The following is an 18,374-nucleotide window of genomic DNA, read 5'->3' as shown; positions in this document are numbered from 1 at the left end:
AAGGGGAGACTATGCTCAAAACCTTGCAGCGCATTGTTCAGGAAGTGAACTCAGCCAGAACACTGGATGAGACACTTTCCATTATTGTGCGCAGGGTTCGGCGGGCGATGAAAACGGATGTTTGTTCGGTGTATCTGTTGGATCAGGATCAGCAGCGTTATGTTCTGATGGATAGTGTGGGGCTCAAAAAAGAGGCCATCAAACAGGTTTCCCTGAGCGCCGGACAAGGGCTTGTTGGTTATGTTGGTGAGCGTGAAGAGCCGGTTAATCTGGATGATGCGACCCAGCACCCCAGTTATGTATATCTTGCGGAAACCGGTGAGGAGAAATTCCACAGCTTCCTCGGTGTGCCTATTATTCATCAGCGTCGCATTCTTGGGGTGATCGTTGTTCAGCAGCAGGAGAAGCGCCGCTTTGATGAAGGCGAAGAAGCTTTTCTGGTGACGGTATCTGCGCAGCTGGCGGGCTTGCTGGCTCACTCATTGGCAACCGGCTCTTCCAGCCTGTCTGGCCTTGCCCAGAACAATATCCATGGTAGCTGTTTTAAGGGCGTAGCCGGTACATCCGGTATCGCTATTGGTTCTGCTGTGGTTATTCTGCCGGTGGCTAATCTGGATACTGTGCCTGATAGAGTACCAGAGGATCCGGCGTTCGAGATTGAACAGTTCCGCAGCGCTTTATCTGCGGTACGTAATGATATTCATGAAGTTAATCGTCGTCTGGCCCAGCGCCTGAGTGAGGAAGAGCGGGCGCTGTTTGAGGCGTATCAGCGCATGCTGGACGACAGCGCTCTTGGTCAGGAAGTGATCAATAAAATCGGGGAGGGCAACTGGGCGCAAGGCGCATTGTGTCAGGTTGTTACCCGCCATGCCCGTTTCTTTGAACTCTCCCAAGATGATTATCTGAAAGAGCGGGCCACCGATATTCGTGATCTGGGCCGCCGTGTTTTGGGATACCTGCAGAAGGTTGACCAGGACGAGGTTGAATACCCTCAGAAAGCTGTTTTGGTCAGCGAGGAAGTGACACCCGCCATGCTGGGTGAAATTCCGAAAGAGAAGCTGGCTGGTCTGGTTTCAGTTCAAGGCTCCAGTAACTCGCATGTGGCTATTCTCGCGCGAGCGATGGGTATCCCCGCGGTGATGGGGACGGTAGATCTGCCCCTAGGGCTGCTTAATGGGCAGTTATTGATTGTTGATGGCTATCAGGGGGTGGTATTTAATAACCCCAGTGATGAGCTTCAGATTCAATACGGCAACCTGATGCGGGCTGAGCAAAAGTTGCAAAAGGGTCTGGAAGATCTGGCGGGCTTACCCAGTGAAACCCTTGATGGTTTCAAGATGCCTTTAATGGTGAATACCGGCCTTGCTCAGGATATCACCCACTCTCTGAATCATGGCGCTGAAGGGGTTGGTTTATTCCGTACTGAAGTGCCCTTTATGGTCAGCGAGCGTTTTCCATCAGAAAGTGAACAGCAGGCGGTTTATCGTGAACAGTTAGAGGCGTTTCATCCACAGCCGGTGACCATGCGTACGCTGGATATTGGCGGTGATAAGGCGCTTCCCTACTTTCCGATCAATGAAGCGAACCCCTTTCTGGGTTGGCGTGGTGTTCGTGTCACCCTGGATCACCCGGAGGTTTTTCTTGTCCAGGTAAGGGCGATGCTGCGGGCTAGTGAAGGTTTGAATAACCTGAATATCATGCTACCTATGATTTCAAACCTGAGGGAGGTTGCTGAGTCGATAACGCTGATCGAACGCGCTTATAAAGAGCTTTGCACCGAAGGGCTGCAGCTGGAGCGTCCGAATATCGGGGTTATGATCGAGGTGCCGGGAACTATTTATCAGGTGCCTCAAATCGCCCGGCTGGTGGACTTTTTATCTGTTGGCAGCAATGATTTGACTCAGTATCTACTGGCCGTAGACCGCAACAACCCCCGGGTCGCTGATCTGTACAGCAGCTTTCATCCGGCGGTTCTTAATGCCCTGAATACTATTGCTCGGGCCTGCCATGGCAGTCGTTGTAGCCTGAGTCTTTGTGGTGAGCTGGCTGGTGACCCCCGAGGAGCTGTTCTGTTAATGGCGATGGGGTATGACACCCTGTCGATGAACGCCGTTAACTTACCCCGGGTGAAGTCGGCAATTCGCAAGCTGCGGAAAACCGATGCGGAAAACCTCTTGAACCAGGTATTACTGTTGAATACCTCAGAAGAAGTTGTTGCCAGTATGGCTGAAACCATGAGCGATTTAGGGCTTAGTGCTTTGTTGCAGCCAACTCTTGCCTTAAGCGGGCCTGGTTCAAAGGCTGTTTAAGATAGCCTGAAAGACCGGGCATTCAGAGATTTTTTTTCTTTGCTGCGATTAACAGCTTTTCGACTTGCTCAGGTCCCGGTAGGCGGTCTTTATTGTAGATATCATCCCGCCACTGGATATGGCCTTCTTTATCCTGCCAGACTGTCCAGTACATCAGGTACACTGGAAGATAAGGCTTCATTTTCAGGTAGCGCTCTTCTTTGGAGCGTAGTACATCCTGTACACGTCTCTTGTTCCAGTCCCAAGGCTCCTCGGCCAGCAAACGATCAACCAGTGACAACGCATCTTCAAGCCGGACGCAGCCGTTACTCATCGCCCGTTCACGACGACTGAAAAGATGCTTGGCAGGTGTGTCATGCATGTAAATCGCTTTGTTATTGGACAAGCGGAATTTGACATAGCCCAGTTGATTATATTCTCCCGGTAGCTGTACAAACCGATAAGGAAACTGATCCGGGTTGTCGGCAAAGTCATTGAAGTTGACTTGCTCCACAGGGACTTCTTTAGCGGGGGTGCTCCAGCCGTCGACAATCTGCATTTCACGGCTTTTCAGGTAATCCGGATTTTTTCTGATCCGGGGCAGAATACTTTTAACGCCGATGCTTTGAGGGATGTTCCATCGGGGGCTGAGAATGACTGAAGTTAGCATCTGCTTCATAATGGGGGTGCGATGTTCAGGCGAACCGATGATCACCCGCATCTCCATTGTTGGCTTGTTTTTTTCCACCAGCTCCAGCTTGTAGTCCGCCATATTAATCATCATATAGCGATGACCCAGCTGCTCTGGCAGATGGTAAAGCCTGCGAAAGTTATGGGCGAGTTTGAGTACTCGCTTACTAGGGGGCAGGTTGAGTACCCGGCGGGTTTGCAGACCTATGATTCCATCTATAGTCTGGCCATGCTGGGCCTGAACTTTTTTAACAGCCTCAACCAGCTTATCGTCATAGCGCCCCGGAATGACAGGGCTGTACTCCTCTCGGAGAACCCGTAAGCGCTGCAGTTGCTCAACTAGTACCGGCATCCAGCTTTCCCGAATCATTCCGGGCTCAAGGTGTTGGTCAAAAGGCAGTTCAGGCCAGGGAGATGCCTGTTGCTGCTGCCAGTAGTTCAGTGCCTCCAGTATTGCAGGTATCTGATCGTTTTTCGGGTAGAGCATTTTGATCTGGCGCTGCAGGTAATTTTCCCGCTGATCATCCGGTAGTGTTGATGCGGTTTTTAGCTCTAGCTGAAGGTCATCCATCCAGGGCTTGGCTTTAGATTCAAAACTGTTCAGAGCAACGCCACCATAACGGTACTCCTGATGATCATCATCTTCGTCAGCCTGAATAAAGCGCTGTGTGGCAATGTCATGGCGTAGCCGAGCGTACATCTCACTATAGAGCAGATCTGTAGCTAACAGGTATCGGGGAAGAGGCAGATCCAGAGGTTGCTGTTGTAAGGTCAAAAAATTCTGATAGGGCTGCAACCAGGGATGGGGTTGTCGCGGGAGATCCATGGCTGCAAAAACTTTAACCAGCCGGGTTAGTTCGTTAGCTGCAGCTCCGGGCTCTCCGGAAGCGTTCAGCCAAATATGCTTAAAATCATTCTCCAGGTAGGCTGGTGCAATCTGAGGTGCAAAGTCTGCTTTGGTATTATCAAACCGGCTATGCAGAGTGACGCCAATCCAGGCGCTTTCGACAGGAGTTGGCTGGTGTTGCTCCGGAGCTATCAGATTGGCCTTTACAGTCTGAACTGACAGCAGTGATAACAGACCGACAAGCAACAGTATGATGCGGTTTAGGGGATGGTTGCCTGATGTGGTGAACAGGTGAAATCTGGTCAAAAGACTGCCCTTTGAAACGGTCGCGATGTTGGATTAAAACTCTGCTCAGTCACAGACAGACCAGCGTTCTTACCCCTGTTTGTCCGCCGGGGTGCCAGGTTTGTTCCATTATCGTTTGTTGGCCGGAGTCGTTGCGGATCAGTATTGTACTGGCCCTTGTCCCATAGTCCATACTGGAATTTATAAAAGATGGAGATAAAAAGCGCTCTTTATCTAAACCTATGCCTGTGTCCGGTAGTTCGTGATCTGCAGCTTCTTTGCTATGGGTGATAACCGGCAGAAGATGCTCCTCGTTGAGAAGGTGAGACCGACGGGCTTCACTCAGTGGGGTTTCCTGCTCCGGTAGTGAGGCGATAAACTCAGTCATCAGCTGTTTGCTTTGCCGGATTTTTGGCCAGGGCGTGTCCAGCCGATGGTTACTTAAGCCATAAATACCCGCCGGCAGATGAGGTTTGAAATCGTAATAAGGGTCGCCTTCTTCAGTACCAAATCGGTTGCAGCCATATCCCAGTGTTTTGCTGTCACTGACCAGGAGGTTAAACCCACCGGTATCCATGGCTATATCGGCAAGCTCTTCGAGATAGCATTCAGGTGACATAGACCCTTCAAGAAAATTCTGACAGAGCTTACCCCTGCTCAGTGGATAGCTGTTATGCATATCCGTTACCTGACGGAAATTGGTGACCGCAGCAAAACGACCTGACAGTGTAATGCCGAGCCATGTCCCGCCAGCCTGAAGGTCCTGGCCTGCGATAATGTCACTGTTTTCCCAATATGATAGCTCTGATGTTGGCCGTTGATAGAACTCATCTCTGTTGGCTGCAACAACCAAAGGAAAATGACGGTTCTTTTGCCATGAAAAAAGAATAATACACATACCGGTTTTCCGTTTTATAAAGCTCAGGGTACGAGCCTGGGAGGTTTTCAGGCTAAAATGCAGGGATGAAATCACCTTGTCAGACAGTGTATGATACTTTCTCTCCAGAAATGAATTCTGCTAGCAAGTTTATTCAGGGACGCTCATGACAGAAACTGCACTTCCATTGCGTATATCGCTGAAAACCTGGATCTATAAAACGTACATGCGTGCGGGGATGATTCAGCTGATATTGGTCAATGCAGCTTTTCTGTTTGCGCTTTTCGGTGCTTTTTTTTTGCTGGGACTCAATCAGCAGAGCGCCGCGAAAAAAGAGTATGAGCAGCAGCTGATCGCTGCTCTGCAGTCCAAAACGGACTGGGTTAATGCTCAGTTGGGTTCAGTGCAGAGTCAGCTTCATATATTGCGTCGCCAGACAGAGCGTACACTGGCTTCAGATCTGCCCGGTGATCTGAGCACCCCCCTTGGATTAACTCGGGATAATGTGTTGATGAAAACGGTGGATGATGGCGGCGTTGCTGTTTACTACTCCACTAAATCCCGGGATCTTTCTTCCCGTGAGACAAAGGCCCGTCAGCTATTGCCATTGAATTATCTGTTTGCCGATCTTCAGCAGGCTAATTCTTTGGTTAAACAGGTTTATCTGAATACGTCGGATCAACTCAATCTGCTCTACCCTTATCGGAATGTACATGAACAGTTTGCCCCGGATCTGGATCTCACTTCTTTCAGCTTCTATTATCTGGCGGATAAAACCCACAACCCTCAGCGGCAACCCGTCTGGACCGATGCTTATCTGGACCCTGCCGGTTTAGGCTGGATTATCTCATATATCGCCCCTGTCTATGATGGTGACAGCCTGGAAGCGGTTGTGGGTCTTGATTTGACCGTAGAAGCTCTGATCAGCCATCTGTTTGCCTTGCCTCAGCCGTGGTCTGGTTATGCAATTCTGGTTGGCAAAGATGGCAATATTCTGGCCTTACCGCCGGAAGGAGAGGAGGACTTTGGCCTTAAAGAGTTGACTGATGGTCAGTATAGCTTTCGCCATGTGACGACCAATGAGTTTAAGCCGGAGCTGTTCAATCTTTATAAGCGTCCCGGAATGACAGATCTTTCCCGTCTGGTGGCTCATCAGCAGGCTGGGTTAGCCCAGGTTAACCTGAGTGAGCCGAGTGTTGTAGCCTGGAATACGGTGCCCCTCACCGGATGGAAACTGTTAGCGGTTACACCGGAGCAGGCGTTATACGTAGGGGCTGATAATTTCGCAGACTATCTGCAGGATGTTGGTCTGCTTGTACTTTTGTTGATTCTGATATTATTGGCGCTGCACATGGGCGTTCACAAGGCCCGGAGTTATAAGCTTTATCGCCAGATTAAGGGACCACTGGAGTATTTTGATGAAGTTGCCCGCACCTCTCTGGAGGATAAGGCCTCATCGAAAAAAGATCTGAGCAGTCCGGTAGAAGAGATTCATAATCTGGCCAGCCTGTTGCACCGTTTTGTGCATGAAAACGATACTCTTAAGCAGGAAATGGCACAATATCAGGCCAGCTGCCATAAGCTGAATGACTACTTTCGCAATCTTCTCAACACCATCCCTCTTCCTGTCTTTGATACTGATGGTGAGTTTCGGATACAGGGGTGCAACCGTGCATTTGAAAGCTTCTTTGGCAAAACTGAAGAGGAGTTTCGGGGGCACCTGCTGACAGAATTTATCCCTGTAACACCTGTGGATGAGGGAACTTTTGTTAAAGAGCTGGTTCTGGCTAGTGCGGATGATAAAAACCATCCTGTATCAGTTGTTCTGTCCCGTTCATCGGATTCGGCGCGCAGCCGTGATGCCCGGGGGCGTACCCTGGTAGGGTTGCTGTTTGATCTTTCTGAACAGTACCAGATCCGCGATCAGATGAAGTTTGATCGTGACCGGGCACTTGAGGCTTCAAAGCTACAGACTGAGTATCTTCAGGCGATGCGCCGTGAGCTGGAAAAGCCCTTGCAGAATATTCTGAGCCTTACGGAGCAGATTCAGGCGCAACCTGAGCAACGCGAACGCTTGAGTTTACAGTTGAAAGAAAAGGTAGATGCGCTTATGTATCTGACCCGGGATAACTGGTTGGCCGGGTCTGCAGAAACCAATGAAAAGCAGAAGCGAGGGAGTCAGTCGCAGGCCCAGGTTCTAGTGGTTGATGATGGCCCTGTAAATACTATGCTGGCAAAATCAGCCTTGCAAAAAGTGGGTTATGATGTCGACGTCGTTAATAGCGGGCAGGATGCCCTTGAGCAGATGCTTGAGAAAACGTATCAGGTTGTACTTATGGATATATTTATGCCTGATATGGATGGTATCGAAACCACTATTCGCTGGCGGGAGCGTGAGAAAGCGATGCAGTTGCAGCCGGCTGCTATCATCGCGGTTACCGCAAATGTACTGGAAACAGAGCGGCAGCGCTTCTTTGATGCGGGTATGAACGCATATCTTGCTAAACCTTACCATCCTTCAGAGCTACGCTCCCAGGTGGATCATTGGCGCCAGCAATATGAAGAAGGGCGTGTGCCCTTCTGAGAGGTTGGTCGGATAATAAATGTATAATGTTTGCAGCGGGACAGATACCCGCTGTCTTTTTTTCTGGAGTGAGCTCATTTTATGGTAACGCTTTTAATGTATGTCGCTTTAGGGGGGGTTGCCGGAACGTTGGCAGGACTTTTTGGCATAGGTGGCGGCTTGGTCATTGTGCCGGTGCTGGTTTTCAGTTTTTCTGCTCAGGGGATCTCCCCTGAAGTGCTGACTCATCTCGCAGTGGGTACCTCTCTGGCGACAATTGTCGTGACGTCTGTCAGTTCTATCAAAGCGCATCACGGGAGAGGTGCTGTGCGTTGGGACTGGTTCACCGGGATCGCTATTGGTATCGTTTTTGGTACGGTATTGGGAGTTAAAACCGCCGGTATGATGAGTGGTGAATTACTGCAGAAAGTGATTGGTATTTTTGCGCTTTTAATTGCTGTGCAGATGGGATTTGGCCTGAAACCTAAACCTGGGCGAACCATTCCCGGAAGGCCCGGTCTTATAGGGACTGGCGGTTTTATTGGCTGGGCTTCCGCTATTTTTGGTATTGGCGGAGGCTCTTTGACAGTGCCTTTTTTGAGCTGGTGTAATGTTAAGATGCAGACCGCCGTCGCAACTTCTGCTGCGGTGGGTTTACCCATTGCAATTGTGGGTGCTCTGGCAAATATCGAAGAAGGCTGGGGGCATCCTCTGTTACCGGAGTATGCAACGGGCTATGTGTACTGGCCTGCATTTATTGGGATTGTTTCCACCAGTGTTATCTTTGCTAAAGTCGGCGCAAAACTGGCCCATAGCCTGCCTTCTGATACTCTGAAGCGCATCTTTGCGGTAATGCTGTTGCTGATCGGTATCCGCTTTTTACTGAGCTAGCTTATTCAAAGCTGACGTTAAGGTTTATTCATGCTGCAATACCCACAGATTGACCCTGTACTGGTGGCGATAGGCCCCCTGAAAATTCACTGGTACGGCCTGATGTACCTGATTGGCTTTGCCGGAGCTTGGTGGTTGGCTAAGCAGCGTGCCCACCGTCTGGGGTGGAGCCGTGATGATGTCGGTGATCTGATCTTCTACGGTGCGATGGGGGTGGTACTCGGTGGTCGGTTTGGCTATGTCTTTTTCTATAATTTTGACCGCTTTCTGGCCGATCCGCTCTGGTTGTTTCAGGTCTGGGAAGGTGGCATGTCCTTCCACGGCGGTCTTTTGGGTGTGATTGTTGCGATGATTATTTTTGCCCGTCGCATGCAGGCCAATATGCTGACTGTTACTGACTTTATCGCCCCGCTGGTGCCCATTGGCCTTGGAGCCGGTCGGGTGGGCAACTTTATTGGCGGTGAGCTTTGGGGCCGCCCAACAGATCTGCCATGGGGTATGGTGTTTCCCCATGTGGATAACCTGGCCCGCCACCCCTCCCAGCTTTACCAGTTTGCGCTGGAAGGGGTTGCTCTGTTTGTCATTCTGAACCTTTTGGATCGTAAACGGCCTGCCAGAGGTGTATTGTCCGGCGCTTTTCTCACCTGTTACGGTATCTTCCGCTTTATGATGGAGTTTGTCCGTCAGCCGGATGCTCATCTCGGTTTTGTGGCTTTTGACTGGCTTACAATGGGACAGCTACTGTCGTTGCCGATGATTCTGGCTGGCCTAGCGTTGATCGTCTGGGGTAGAAAGCAGGCATGCTTTGATCAGACTAAAGGGTGAGCGGGTCGTCTGATACGGCTTTACAGATTTTCACTGCATCAGGGGCGAAAAAAAGGGCGTAGTAACGTACTATATTGCGCCTTATTTCTGAATTTTTGGAACCAGCATGCAGCAGTATCTTGATCTCAGCCGTCGAATTGTTGAAGAAGGTATCTGGGTTGATAATGAACGCACCGGTAAGCGCTGTCTGACGGTTATCAATGCCGACCTTGAATATGATGTGGAAAATAATCAGTTCCCGCTGATTACCACCCGAAAAAGTTTTTGGAAAGCCGCTATTGCTGAGCTTTTGGGTTACCTGAGGGGTTACAGTAGTGCTGCAGAGTTCCGTGCTATCGGCTGCAACACCTGGAATGCGAATGCCAATGAAAACCCCAGCTGGCTGAACAACCCTCACCGTAAAGGAGAGGACGATATGGGCCGCGTGTATGGTGTGCAGGGCCGGAGTTGGGCGAAACCCGATGGCACTTATCTGGATCAGCTGAAAAAGATTGTGGATGATCTGAGCCGTGGACTGGATGACCGGGGCGAGATTCTGAACTTTTATAATCCCGGCGAGTTCGAGATGGGTTGTCTGCGGCCCTGCATGTACAGCCATCATTTCTCACTACTGGGTGGCAAGCTGTATCTGAATAGTACCCAGCGCAGCTGTGATGTTCCGTTAGGTCTGAACTTTAATCAGGTGCAGGTATTTACCCTGCTGGCGCTAATGGCGCAGATCACCGGCCACAAGCCAGGCAAGGCATACCATAAAATTGTTAACGCCCATATTTATGAAGACCAGCTGGAACTGATGCGTGATGTTCAGTTAAAGCGTGAGCCCTTCCCATCACCACAGTTGAACATTAATCCTGAAATTAAGAGCCTAGAAGATCTGGAAACTTGGGTTACTCTGGATGACTTTGATGTGGCGGGTTATCAGTACCATGAAGCGATTCAGTACCCATTTTCGGTTTAATTCTTTGCCGGTCCGTGACTCTGCGTTCTGACCGGCCTGTGCGTGAGTGAGATCAAGTTATGTCTTTAGAACTGGATGCCCCGGTTGCCCTGATCTGGGCGATGGCTGAAAACCGTGTTATCGGTGTTGATAATAAGCTGCCCTGGTATTTGCCAAAGGATCTGCAATTCTTTAAACAGTGTACTTGGGCGAAGCCTGTGATTATGGGACGCAAAACCCACGAATCGATAGGGCGCCCGCTGCCGGGGCGTACTAATATTATTGTGACCCGTGATACTGGTTTCACTGCAAGTGGTTGTGTGGTGGTGCATTCACTGGAGGACGCTCTGGAGCGTGCAGATCAGCAGTGCCTGATTGATGGTGGTGAAGAGATTGTTGTTATGGGTGGTGCCGAGATCTATAAGCAGGCGCTGCCGTATGCCAATAAACTCTATATTACCAAGGTACATGCAGACGTTGAGGGAGATGCTTTCTTCCCCGAGTATGATGAAAGCCAGTGGCAGGAAGTCTCCTGCGAAGAGTGCAAGAAAGAAGGCACTGGTGAGTATGATTATGGCTTTTATATTTATCAGCCAGCAGGGTAACATGGCGTAACTGCCGGTAAGATCGCCGTAGATTATGAAGGATAGGGTGCTGCCCATGCCAAGTGATTCATCAGCCAATACATTAGATCACCTGTTCAATGAACTGAATGAGCGTGCGGATAATAGTTTTCAGGCTCTGAGAAGTCATCATAAAAGAATGACAGAGTTAAATCGGCACTGCAATGAGCTTAAGGTTAGAAACCAGAGCTTACAGGAGCACTGTAACTACCTGGAGCGTACTCTTGAGAATACCAAAGCAGAACTGAATGTTGCTCAGGGAACGGCTCTTCGGGCTGATGTGGCTGCGACAGAGGGGCTGGCATCAGTAGAACAGGATGCGGATGAAGGCTCGGAGCGTGTTTCTGAACTGGAAGCAGATAATGAGCGTCTGGTATCGGAACTTGACGCCTTAAAAATAGATTACCTCTCCCTTAGCCAGGAGTTGGGCGGTCTGCAGCAACGCCTGAAAAATCTGCTGGATGGATCTTTGCTGGAAAGCTCTGATGCTGTTCGTGCGTTAATTCGTGAGACTCTTGATCCTACTGACTGGCTGTCGGAGAAAACTGCAGACCAGGATGAGACACCACATGGGCCTGTTATGGAAAAATTTGATGCTAAAGCTATTCTGGCACATTGGAGTGAGCGTTATCCGAAGGCTTTTTCTACGGTGACTATTCAGCCGCTTAAAATCGGCATTCATGAGGACCTGGCAGAGCATGAGGCTCTTCCTGATCACTGGATTCGGCGAGCATTGGCAGGGTATGTCAGAAGTCCGCGCTATCTACGCGTACTGAAAACTGGCGCTGTACGGATGGATCTATCGGGAAATAATGCCGGTTTTGTGACGGAAGAAGAAGCGGGCCATGCGAAAGAGCAGTTGGAAGGCATCCGCCAACAGCGTTTGCAGAAAGAGAAATCAGTTCGGATAAAAGAAGAGAAAAAACGACTTAACAGTAAGCTGTCCCAGCTCTTGACTAAAAAATAGCCTGAGTTGACGTTTAACAACACTTGTTAGATCCATAACCCTCAATGATCTGATGTCCGATATTGAGGGTTTTTTTTCACTGATGCGACCTGTGACATCTGTTTTTGCACAATAAGCCACAAATTTACCCGGATTTACCGGTGTTTCTGATTCCGCCGACCCTACCGGAAAAATGCCTGCTAAGAGTCAGTATTATACTTCTGATTTAGTACCATGTTTCCAATTGACCATTGATCATCGCCTGCAACAGGTCTGTTCTTGTAATGATACCTTTAAGCTCATCATTATCTGTGACAACTGGCATAGCTGAGACATGCTGTTCCAGCATGGCATGAGCAATATCCAATAAACTGGCTTCAGGGCTTACTGTCAGTAGCTTGCGGCTAATAAGATCCCCAAGCATGACTTCAGATGCGGTGCGCCCTTCAAGTTCAATATCACCGACACCGGACGTGACCTTCAGAATATCTTTATCAGATACCAGCCCCATTAAGGCGCCTTTTCGGTTAAGTAAAAGAAGGTGCTGTACTTTATGTTGCTGCATCATACTCCAGCCCTGCTGCAGATTCTGATCGAATTCAGCAGAGACAATAGGCGTTGACATAATCATCGCGGCGCTGACGGCAGGACGCTCACCATGGGTATGGCTTTGCTCCGTAGAGGAGTATGCTTTGAGTGCTTTTTTAGAGATATCGACCGGACTATCTGATTTGTCCTGTTGCGCCTGCTCTGGGTTTTGCTCTTCCTGCTCCGGAAGATCCTCAAGGCGACGTTTTACCGCGGCATTCTGAATTTGCTCAAAAGAACGCTCAGCCATCCGCTCCAGATGACTTGAATCACTGTCGGTATCCGCCAGGCGCCGGGTATTTTGCGTTTCCTGGAGTGCATCAATTCCCCGGCGGCCGAGAAGTGTTTTCCGCGGTGTGTGGATACGCATCCCTTGTTCATAAACTGCAAATACCATAGTTCTCTCCTAAACCTGACACAGGCTGATATTGGCGGCCTGTTCTGACGTAACGCCCTTAACCTACTACCCTTCTATCGGCCAAAGAAGCAATAGGTTTACATCTGTTAACAGCTTTGACTGCAAAGAAAACAAAATGATCCCTATCATAAACTGCTGATGGGGTATGAAGCGTGTGGGTCAGGGAGGCATTTGCGGGCGCTCAGTCATTTTATCGAAAAAGTACTGTGCTGCTTTCTACTTCTGGGTAAGATTATGATAGCGTGTAAACTATGATTTACGGATGATTTATGATTGTCGAGTTTGTGAACAATTGCTTTAATTTAGTAAGGTTATCCTGTCTTTTTTCGGGAAGTTACGATATTTAGCTTTCACTCAGCGGACCTGTCAGGAAAATTGACTGGAAAATTTCATACGATTGCTTTAAAAATGACACCTTGGTCTAATACGCCGAACAAAAATTAAAAAAAACATCCACAATTCATTTGTTACCAGGAAGCGCACCCCATGTCCGACGCGCCTGTTGCTCTGGAAATCAGAGATCTCCATAAAAGTTATGGCTCCTTAGAAGTTTTAAAAGGTATTTCCCTGCAAGCCCGTGACGGTGACGTCATTTCTATTCTGGGTTCCAGTGGGTCAGGAAAAAGTACTTTTCTGCGCTGTATTAATCTGTTGGAGTCCCCGTCATCCGGTACAATCACTGTAGCCGGAGAATCTCTTAAACTTAAGAAAAACAAAGACAGCGAGCTTGAAGCCGCGGATCAGAAGCAGCTGGAACGTATGCGCTCAGAGATTGGTTTTGTTTTTCAGAATTTTAACCTCTGGCCCCATCGCACTGTACTGGAAAATATTATCGAAGCGCCTATACATGTATTAAAGCGCACTAAAGATGAAGCGATCGCCCGTGCTGAAGATTTGTTAAAAAAAGTAGGGCTGTTTGATAAACGTCACAACTACCCCAGCCAGCTTTCCGGTGGACAGCAGCAGCGAATTGCAATTGCCCGAACATTGGCGATGGATCCGCAGGTTCTGTTGTTTGATGAGCCGACGTCAGCACTTGACCCTGAACTGGTCAATGAGGTTTTAGCTGTGATGCGTGATTTGGCTGCTGAAGGCCGAACCATGTTGATTGTAACCCACGAGATGCGCTTTGCCCGGGATGTGTCTTCCCAGATTGTGTTTCTGCATAAGGGACAGGTTGAAGAAATAGGGCCGCCGGATAAAGTATTTGGCAACCCTGACTCCGACCGTTGTCGGGAGTTTCTGAGTAGCCATCTGTAAGTTTTTATCTGCTTATGGTGCCTTACCATGGCGTTAAAAAGGGTGCCTGTTGCTTTGGTTAACAGCCGGGCAGGTATCCAGTCATAATTAAAATAAATCCCAAGAGGAATCCACAATGAATCTAAAACATGCATTGGCCGGTGTGGCCCTTGTTGCGGCGACCCTGGCTGCTCCCTTCTCTATGGCTGCGGATAAAGTCCGTATTGCTACCGAAGGTGCTTATGCGCCCTTTAACTTCATCGATGAATCCGGTGAGCTGAAAGGTTTTGACGTTGATATTGCAAATGCTCTGTGCGAGCAAATGAAAGCGGATTGCACTATCGTTGCTCAGGACTGGGATGGCATTATCCCAGGTCTGATGGCGCGTAAGTATGATGCGATTATTGCCAGTATGTCGATCACTCCTGAGCGTAGCCGTGTGGTTGATTTTACTGACCCTTACTACTCCAATAGCCTGATTTTTGTGGCTCCTAAGAAGGGTAGTTTTTCTCCGGAGAGCGTATCAGGGAAAGCCATTGGTGCTCAGCGAGCTACAATTGCAGGCCAGTACCTGGAAGATAACCTGGGAGATAAAGTAAGCGTTAAACTGTACGACACCCAGGACAATGCTTATCTGGATCTGTCTTCTGGTCGCCTGGACGCTATTGTTTCTGATCAGCTGCCAGCCTATGACTGGTTGCGCTCCGATGAAGGTCAGGCATTTGAGTTCAAAGGCGAGAAGATTGATATTGATGACAAAATCGGTATCGCTGTTCGTAAAAATGACAAGCTGCGTCAGAAAATGAACAAAGCCCTTAAAGAGATTGTAGAAAACGGCACATATGACCGTATCAATGCGAAGTATTTCCCGTTCTCTATCTACTAAGACCGGGTCTCTCGTCTGATCTGTAATGGCCGCCATGCGGCCATTATTTTTTCAACCTACCTCTTACGTCATCGGTATCTCCTATGGATCTGCAAGGTTTTGGTCATCTGCTTATCAGCGGTGCCTGGGTTACGCTGCAACTGGCATTGTGCAGTCTGGCGGTTGGCCTGGTTTTTGGTTTGTTGGGTGCATCCGCCAAGGTGTCCTCTTCTAAAACACTCAGAGCAATCGGTAATGGTTACACCCTTTTTGTCCGGGGTATGCCTGAGTTACTGCTGGTTCTGACCATTTTCTTTGGTTCGTCAGTCGTGTTGATGGCTGTTGCCAGTCAATTTGGTTATGACGAGTATATTGAGCTTAGTCCTTTTGTTGCCGGGGTAACGGCGCTGAGTATCGCTTTTGGTGCCTATGCCACAGAAGTTTTTCGTAGTGCCTTGCAGGAGATCCCTAAAGGGCAAAAGGAAGCTGCAGTTGCTCTGGGTATGACCCAGTATCAGACTTTTATTCGAGTGACTCTTCCTCAGGTGTGGCGAATCGCCTTACCGGGTTTGGGAAACCTCTTTTTGGTATTGCTGAAAGACACTGCTCTGGTCTCCGTTATTGGATTGAATGAGCTTATGCGCCAGGCCGCTGTGGCGGTAGGTTATACCAAAGAGCCGTTTACCTTTTATCTGGCTGCTGCCTGCGTTTATCTTTTACTGACGTCTATCTCAATGGCGGGTCTGTATTATCTGGAACGCTTCGCTAATCGTGGTTATCAGGGGGCTCGCTCATGAATTGGGACTGGACGGTTATCTGGCAGAATTTGCCAAAACTGATGGATGGTGCACTGCTAACGCTGGAGCTGGTGTTTTTCTCCGGTTTAATTGGTGTTTTGTTGGCCGTTCCTTTGGCGCTACTGCGTGTATCCGGCAATATCTGGGTACGTGCCTTGCCGTATGCTTATATCTTTTTCTTTCGGGGAACGCCGCTTCTGATCCAGATCTTCCTGGTGTACTACGGTGCTTCTCAGTTTGAATGGGTCAAAGAATCCTCTCTATGGCCTATTCTGCGTGAACCTTACTGGTGTGCTGTTATCACGTTTGGCTTGCATACTGCTGCTTATATCGCGGAGCTGTTGCGCGGTGCGATTCAGTCTATTCCAAGAGGGGAGATTGAGGCCGCCAAAGCGTTGGGTATGAGCTATCCCAAGATGTTGCGTCGTATTACTCTGCCCCGGGCTTTTGGCATTATGATGCCGTCTTACGGTAACGAAGTGATTCTGATGCTGAAGGGGAGTGCTCTTGCATCCACTATTACTTTGTTAGACCTAACTGGTATGGCTCGCACCATCATTGCCCGAACCTATACACCTATGGAGATCTTCCTGGCGGCCGGTGTTATGTACCTGATGATCAGTGCTTTGATTATATTTATATTCCGTCTGCTGGAGCGTTATTTTAACCGGCATCAGCATTGGCCAAACGAAAAGCCTAAAGGTCTGGATTCTCAGCTATTGATCAAAGACTGATTGCTGATTTGTAAGATCTGACGTAAGAGATAAAAGCCCCGCTTTATCGCACTGGATAGTGCTCTGTAGCGGGGCTTTGTTATTCAGGCGGGCCTTCAGGTTACCTGAAGACCAGGTCGATTAGCATTTGAACTTGGCGATGTTCTGCTGTAACTGAACCGCTAATTGTGAAAGCTCCTCACTGCTGGCAGCAACCATGTCTGAGCCCGTAGCGGCCTCAGCGGAGACGTTCACAATATTCACCAGGTTACGGTTCATCTCTTCTGCTACAGCGCTCTGTTCTTCAGTCGCAGTAGCAACCTGAGCCGTCATATCACGAACCGTTTCCATCTGTTGCACAATCATCTTCAACTCTTCGCCAGCGTGGGTTGCTGCGGTAACAGACTCTTCCGCCCATTTACGACTGCGTTCCATAACTTCCACAGCGTTGCGGGCACCGCTGCGCAAGCGGTCATTCATATCCCGGATCTCCTTGGTGGAGTCTTGGGTACGTTGGGCAAGCTGACGCACTTCGTCGGCAACAACGGCAAAGCCGCGACCCGTTTCACCGGCACGAGCAGCTTCAATGGCTGCATTAAGGGCCAATAGGTTAGTTTGTTCGGAGATACCCTGAATAACTTCCAGTACAGTACCAATCTCTTCAGTATCGCTTTCCAGAGCACGGATTACGCTGGAGGCTTCTTCAACCTCATGGCTTAGGCGGGTGATTTTATTAACCGTATCTTCAACCTCATGGTTACCTTCATCCGCTTCTTCATCCGCTGCATTCGTCGCCTGAGCACTGGCACTGGCATTGTGTGCGACTTCCTGAACGGTGGCTGACATCTCATTCATGGCGGTTGAGAGCAGATCGGTCTCTTCAGACTGGCGGCGAATACCCGTGCTGGTTTGCTCTGCTGTTGCAGCCAGCTCTTCTGCAGCACCCTGCAGCTGATTTGCAGAACTGGTTAGCAGGAATATCAGATCCTGGAAGGTTTGTAAGGTATGATCAACGGATTGAGACATACGGCTCAACTCATCTTTGCCTTTCATGTTAACCCGTACTCTTAAATCACCCCGGGCCACCTGATCCATCGCTTGGCTAACCTGCTGCAGAGGCGTGATGATAGAGCGGCTGATAGCAACGGCTGCCGCGACCATAGCAATAAGGATTACAGCTAACTGAATGAAGGCATGGATTACGCCTTTTACAAACTCATCTTCGATTTGATAGGTATAGTCGCCACTTGCAATAACCCATTGCCACTCAGGTAGTGTTTTGACATAGGTCGTTTTCATTTTAGGTTCATCGAAACCTGGTTTGGGCCAACGGTAGGAGAAGTATCCGTCAGTTTTCCCCTGTCGACCTAGGTTGGCGATATCCTTGAACACAAACTGACCATCCTCTGTTTTTACATTAGAAAGGTTCCGGCCAATAATGTCGGTATCCACGCCGTGGGCAACAACGACTGTGCTGTAATCAAGAATAAAAAAGTACTCACCGTCAGCATATTCCATGCTTTCCACAGAACGCTTAGCTGCTGCTTGGGCTTCTGCTTCTGTCATTACACCTGTTTTTGCCAGATTGGCATAACCTTCAACCAAAGTGTGGGCTGATTCCACCAGTGCTTTAATTTTTTGATTGGAATGATCAAACAATGCATCACGCTGGTTATGCAGGGACATAAACTCAAGGATGGCCATTGCCATCACTGCCAGTCCGATAAGAAAGTAAAGGCGGGCCTTTACTGTGAATTCCTGAAGGTTCATAACACTCCCTTTGGGCTAAACTTAGGTGGGTACAATTGTTGTCGGCCCTATGCTGTATGCAAGCATTTGGGCTTATGATGTTAATTACTCATTTTAGCAATGAACCCTTAAACTTTCTGTTACATTGCATGTTTCAACAGGTAGGTGTAGTGTTAGAAAATTGCTCTGAGGCAGTTTTTAGTGTTATAGAAAAACAGGTCCTGAATAACAAA

The 18,374-nt window shown here is 49.0% G+C and carries 15 protein-coding genes; 11 read left to right on the top strand and 4 right to left on the bottom strand.

All coding sequences use genetic code 11. The features are described from left to right. Positions 1-11: 11 nt before the first annotated feature. Positions 12-2,309: a phosphoenolpyruvate--protein phosphotransferase gene (gene ptsP, locus ACN0R8_RS04430; protein ID WP_417595477.1), complete on the top strand. Its 2,298-nt coding sequence runs from the start codon at positions 12-14 to the stop codon at positions 2,307-2,309. Between the two features lie 22 nt (positions 2,310-2,331). Here the strand turns inward: ptsP and ACN0R8_RS04425 are convergent, their stop codons facing one another. Then, complete coding sequence (locus tag ACN0R8_RS04425) at positions 2,332-4,131, bottom strand: L,D-transpeptidase family protein (protein WP_417595475.1); 1,800 nt, start codon at positions 4,129-4,131, stop codon at positions 2,332-2,334. Positions 4,132-4,180: 49 nt separating this feature from the next. Beyond that, positions 4,181-5,008 carry an NRDE family protein gene (locus ACN0R8_RS04420; protein ID WP_417595473.1) on the bottom strand — a complete coding sequence of 276 codons (828 nt, stop codon included), beginning with the start codon at positions 5,006-5,008 and terminating at the stop codon, positions 4,181-4,183. Between the two features lie 145 nt (positions 5,009-5,153). Here ACN0R8_RS04420 and ACN0R8_RS04415 point away from each other — a divergent pair, with 145 nt between their 5' ends. The 6 genes from ACN0R8_RS04415 (at position 5,154) to ACN0R8_RS04390 (ending at position 11,793) form a co-directional block, all read left to right on the top strand. Continuing rightward, positions 5,154-7,571 carry a response regulator gene (locus ACN0R8_RS04415; protein WP_417595471.1) on the top strand — a complete coding sequence of 806 codons (2,418 nt, stop codon included), beginning with the start codon at positions 5,154-5,156 and terminating at the stop codon, positions 7,569-7,571. A gap of 81 nt (positions 7,572-7,652) precedes the next feature. Then, a complete protein-coding gene (locus ACN0R8_RS04410) occupies positions 7,653-8,441 on the top strand; it encodes a sulfite exporter TauE/SafE family protein (RefSeq protein ID WP_417595469.1) in 789 nt (262 codons plus the stop codon). A gap of 30 nt (positions 8,442-8,471) precedes the next feature. Continuing rightward, positions 8,472-9,266: a prolipoprotein diacylglyceryl transferase gene (gene lgt / locus ACN0R8_RS04405; RefSeq protein WP_417595467.1), complete on the top strand. Its 795-nt coding sequence runs from the start codon at positions 8,472-8,474 to the stop codon at positions 9,264-9,266. A 106-nt stretch (positions 9,267-9,372) separates the two neighbouring features. Next, positions 9,373-10,224 carry a thymidylate synthase gene (locus ACN0R8_RS04400; protein ID WP_417595465.1) on the top strand — a complete coding sequence of 284 codons (852 nt, stop codon included), beginning with the start codon at positions 9,373-9,375 and terminating at the stop codon, positions 10,222-10,224. Between the two features lie 59 nt (positions 10,225-10,283). Then, the gene (locus ACN0R8_RS04395; protein ID WP_417595463.1) at positions 10,284-10,808 is read left to right on the top strand and encodes a dihydrofolate reductase; all 525 of its coding nucleotides are present in this window, start codon (positions 10,284-10,286) and stop codon (positions 10,806-10,808) included. 55 nt (positions 10,809-10,863) lie between these two features. Beyond that, positions 10,864-11,793: a ProQ/FINO family protein gene (locus ACN0R8_RS04390; protein WP_417595461.1), complete on the top strand. Its 930-nt coding sequence runs from the start codon at positions 10,864-10,866 to the stop codon at positions 11,791-11,793. A gap of 205 nt (positions 11,794-11,998) precedes the next feature. On the opposite strand, the gene ACN0R8_RS04385 is transcribed toward ACN0R8_RS04390, so the two are convergent. Then, entirely contained in the window at positions 11,999-12,757 is a 759-nt protein-coding gene (locus ACN0R8_RS04385) for an HPP family protein (protein ID WP_417595459.1), read from the bottom strand. 507 nt (positions 12,758-13,264) lie between these two features. Between ACN0R8_RS04385 and ACN0R8_RS04380 the strand changes: the two genes are divergently transcribed. From ACN0R8_RS04380 to ACN0R8_RS04365, 4 genes are all read left to right on the top strand, one after another. Next, positions 13,265-14,038 (top strand): ABC transporter ATP-binding protein, encoded by a 774-nt coding sequence (locus ACN0R8_RS04380; protein ID WP_417595457.1) that lies wholly within the window; start codon positions 13,265-13,267, stop codon positions 14,036-14,038. Between the two features lie 115 nt (positions 14,039-14,153). Further along, complete coding sequence (locus ACN0R8_RS04375; RefSeq protein WP_417595455.1) at positions 14,154-14,903, top strand: ABC transporter substrate-binding protein; 750 nt, start codon at positions 14,154-14,156, stop codon at positions 14,901-14,903. An 83-nt stretch (positions 14,904-14,986) separates the two neighbouring features. Further along, a complete protein-coding gene (locus ACN0R8_RS04370; protein ID WP_417595453.1) occupies positions 14,987-15,679 on the top strand; it encodes an ABC transporter permease in 693 nt (230 codons plus the stop codon). Next, positions 15,676-16,413, top strand: coding sequence for an ABC transporter permease (locus tag ACN0R8_RS04365; RefSeq protein ID WP_417595451.1), 738 nt, complete (start codon positions 15,676-15,678; stop codon positions 16,411-16,413). Before ACN0R8_RS04370 ends, ACN0R8_RS04365 begins: the two co-directional genes overlap by 4 nt. A gap of 120 nt (positions 16,414-16,533) precedes the next feature. Here ACN0R8_RS04365 and ACN0R8_RS04360 read toward each other — a convergent pair whose 3' ends face one another. Further along, entirely contained in the window at positions 16,534-18,162 is a 1,629-nt protein-coding gene (locus tag ACN0R8_RS04360; RefSeq protein WP_417595449.1) for a methyl-accepting chemotaxis protein, read from the bottom strand. Positions 18,163-18,374 lie beyond the last annotated feature (212 nt).

It is taken from the genome of Oceanospirillum sp., assembly GCF_048265165.1.
Lineage (GTDB): Bacteria > Pseudomonadota > Gammaproteobacteria > Pseudomonadales > Halomonadaceae > Oceanospirillum.
This window is presented reverse-complemented; position numbering and strand designations above follow the sequence as displayed.

Bases quoted from the DNA above. Each gene is read 5' to 3' on its own strand.
- ptsP (WP_417595477.1), top strand. From the start codon at position 12: ATGCTCAAAACCTTGCAGCGCATTGTTCAGGAAGTGAACTCAGCCAGA.
- ACN0R8_RS04420 (WP_417595473.1), bottom strand. From the start codon at position 5,008: ATGTGTATTATTCTTTTTTCATGGCAAAAGAACCGTCATTTTCCTTTG.
- ACN0R8_RS04415 (WP_417595471.1), top strand. From the start codon at position 5,154: ATGACAGAAACTGCACTTCCATTGCGTATATCGCTGAAAACCTGGATC.
- ACN0R8_RS04410 (WP_417595469.1), top strand. From the start codon at position 7,653: ATGGTAACGCTTTTAATGTATGTCGCTTTAGGGGGGGTTGCCGGAACG.
- lgt (WP_417595467.1), top strand. From the start codon at position 8,472: ATGCTGCAATACCCACAGATTGACCCTGTACTGGTGGCGATAGGCCCC.
- ACN0R8_RS04400 (WP_417595465.1), top strand. From the start codon at position 9,373: ATGCAGCAGTATCTTGATCTCAGCCGTCGAATTGTTGAAGAAGGTATC.
- ACN0R8_RS04395 (WP_417595463.1), top strand. From the start codon at position 10,284: ATGTCTTTAGAACTGGATGCCCCGGTTGCCCTGATCTGGGCGATGGCT.
- ACN0R8_RS04390 (WP_417595461.1), top strand. From the start codon at position 10,864: ATGCCAAGTGATTCATCAGCCAATACATTAGATCACCTGTTCAATGAA.
- ACN0R8_RS04385 (WP_417595459.1), bottom strand. From the start codon at position 12,757: ATGGTATTTGCAGTTTATGAACAAGGGATGCGTATCCACACACCGCGG.
- ACN0R8_RS04380 (WP_417595457.1), top strand. From the start codon at position 13,265: ATGTCCGACGCGCCTGTTGCTCTGGAAATCAGAGATCTCCATAAAAGT.
- ACN0R8_RS04375 (WP_417595455.1), top strand. From the start codon at position 14,154: ATGAATCTAAAACATGCATTGGCCGGTGTGGCCCTTGTTGCGGCGACC.
- ACN0R8_RS04370 (WP_417595453.1), top strand. From the start codon at position 14,987: ATGGATCTGCAAGGTTTTGGTCATCTGCTTATCAGCGGTGCCTGGGTT.
- ACN0R8_RS04365 (WP_417595451.1), top strand. From the start codon at position 15,676: ATGAATTGGGACTGGACGGTTATCTGGCAGAATTTGCCAAAACTGATG.
- ACN0R8_RS04360 (WP_417595449.1), bottom strand. From the start codon at position 18,162: ATGAACCTTCAGGAATTCACAGTAAAGGCCCGCCTTTACTTTCTTATC.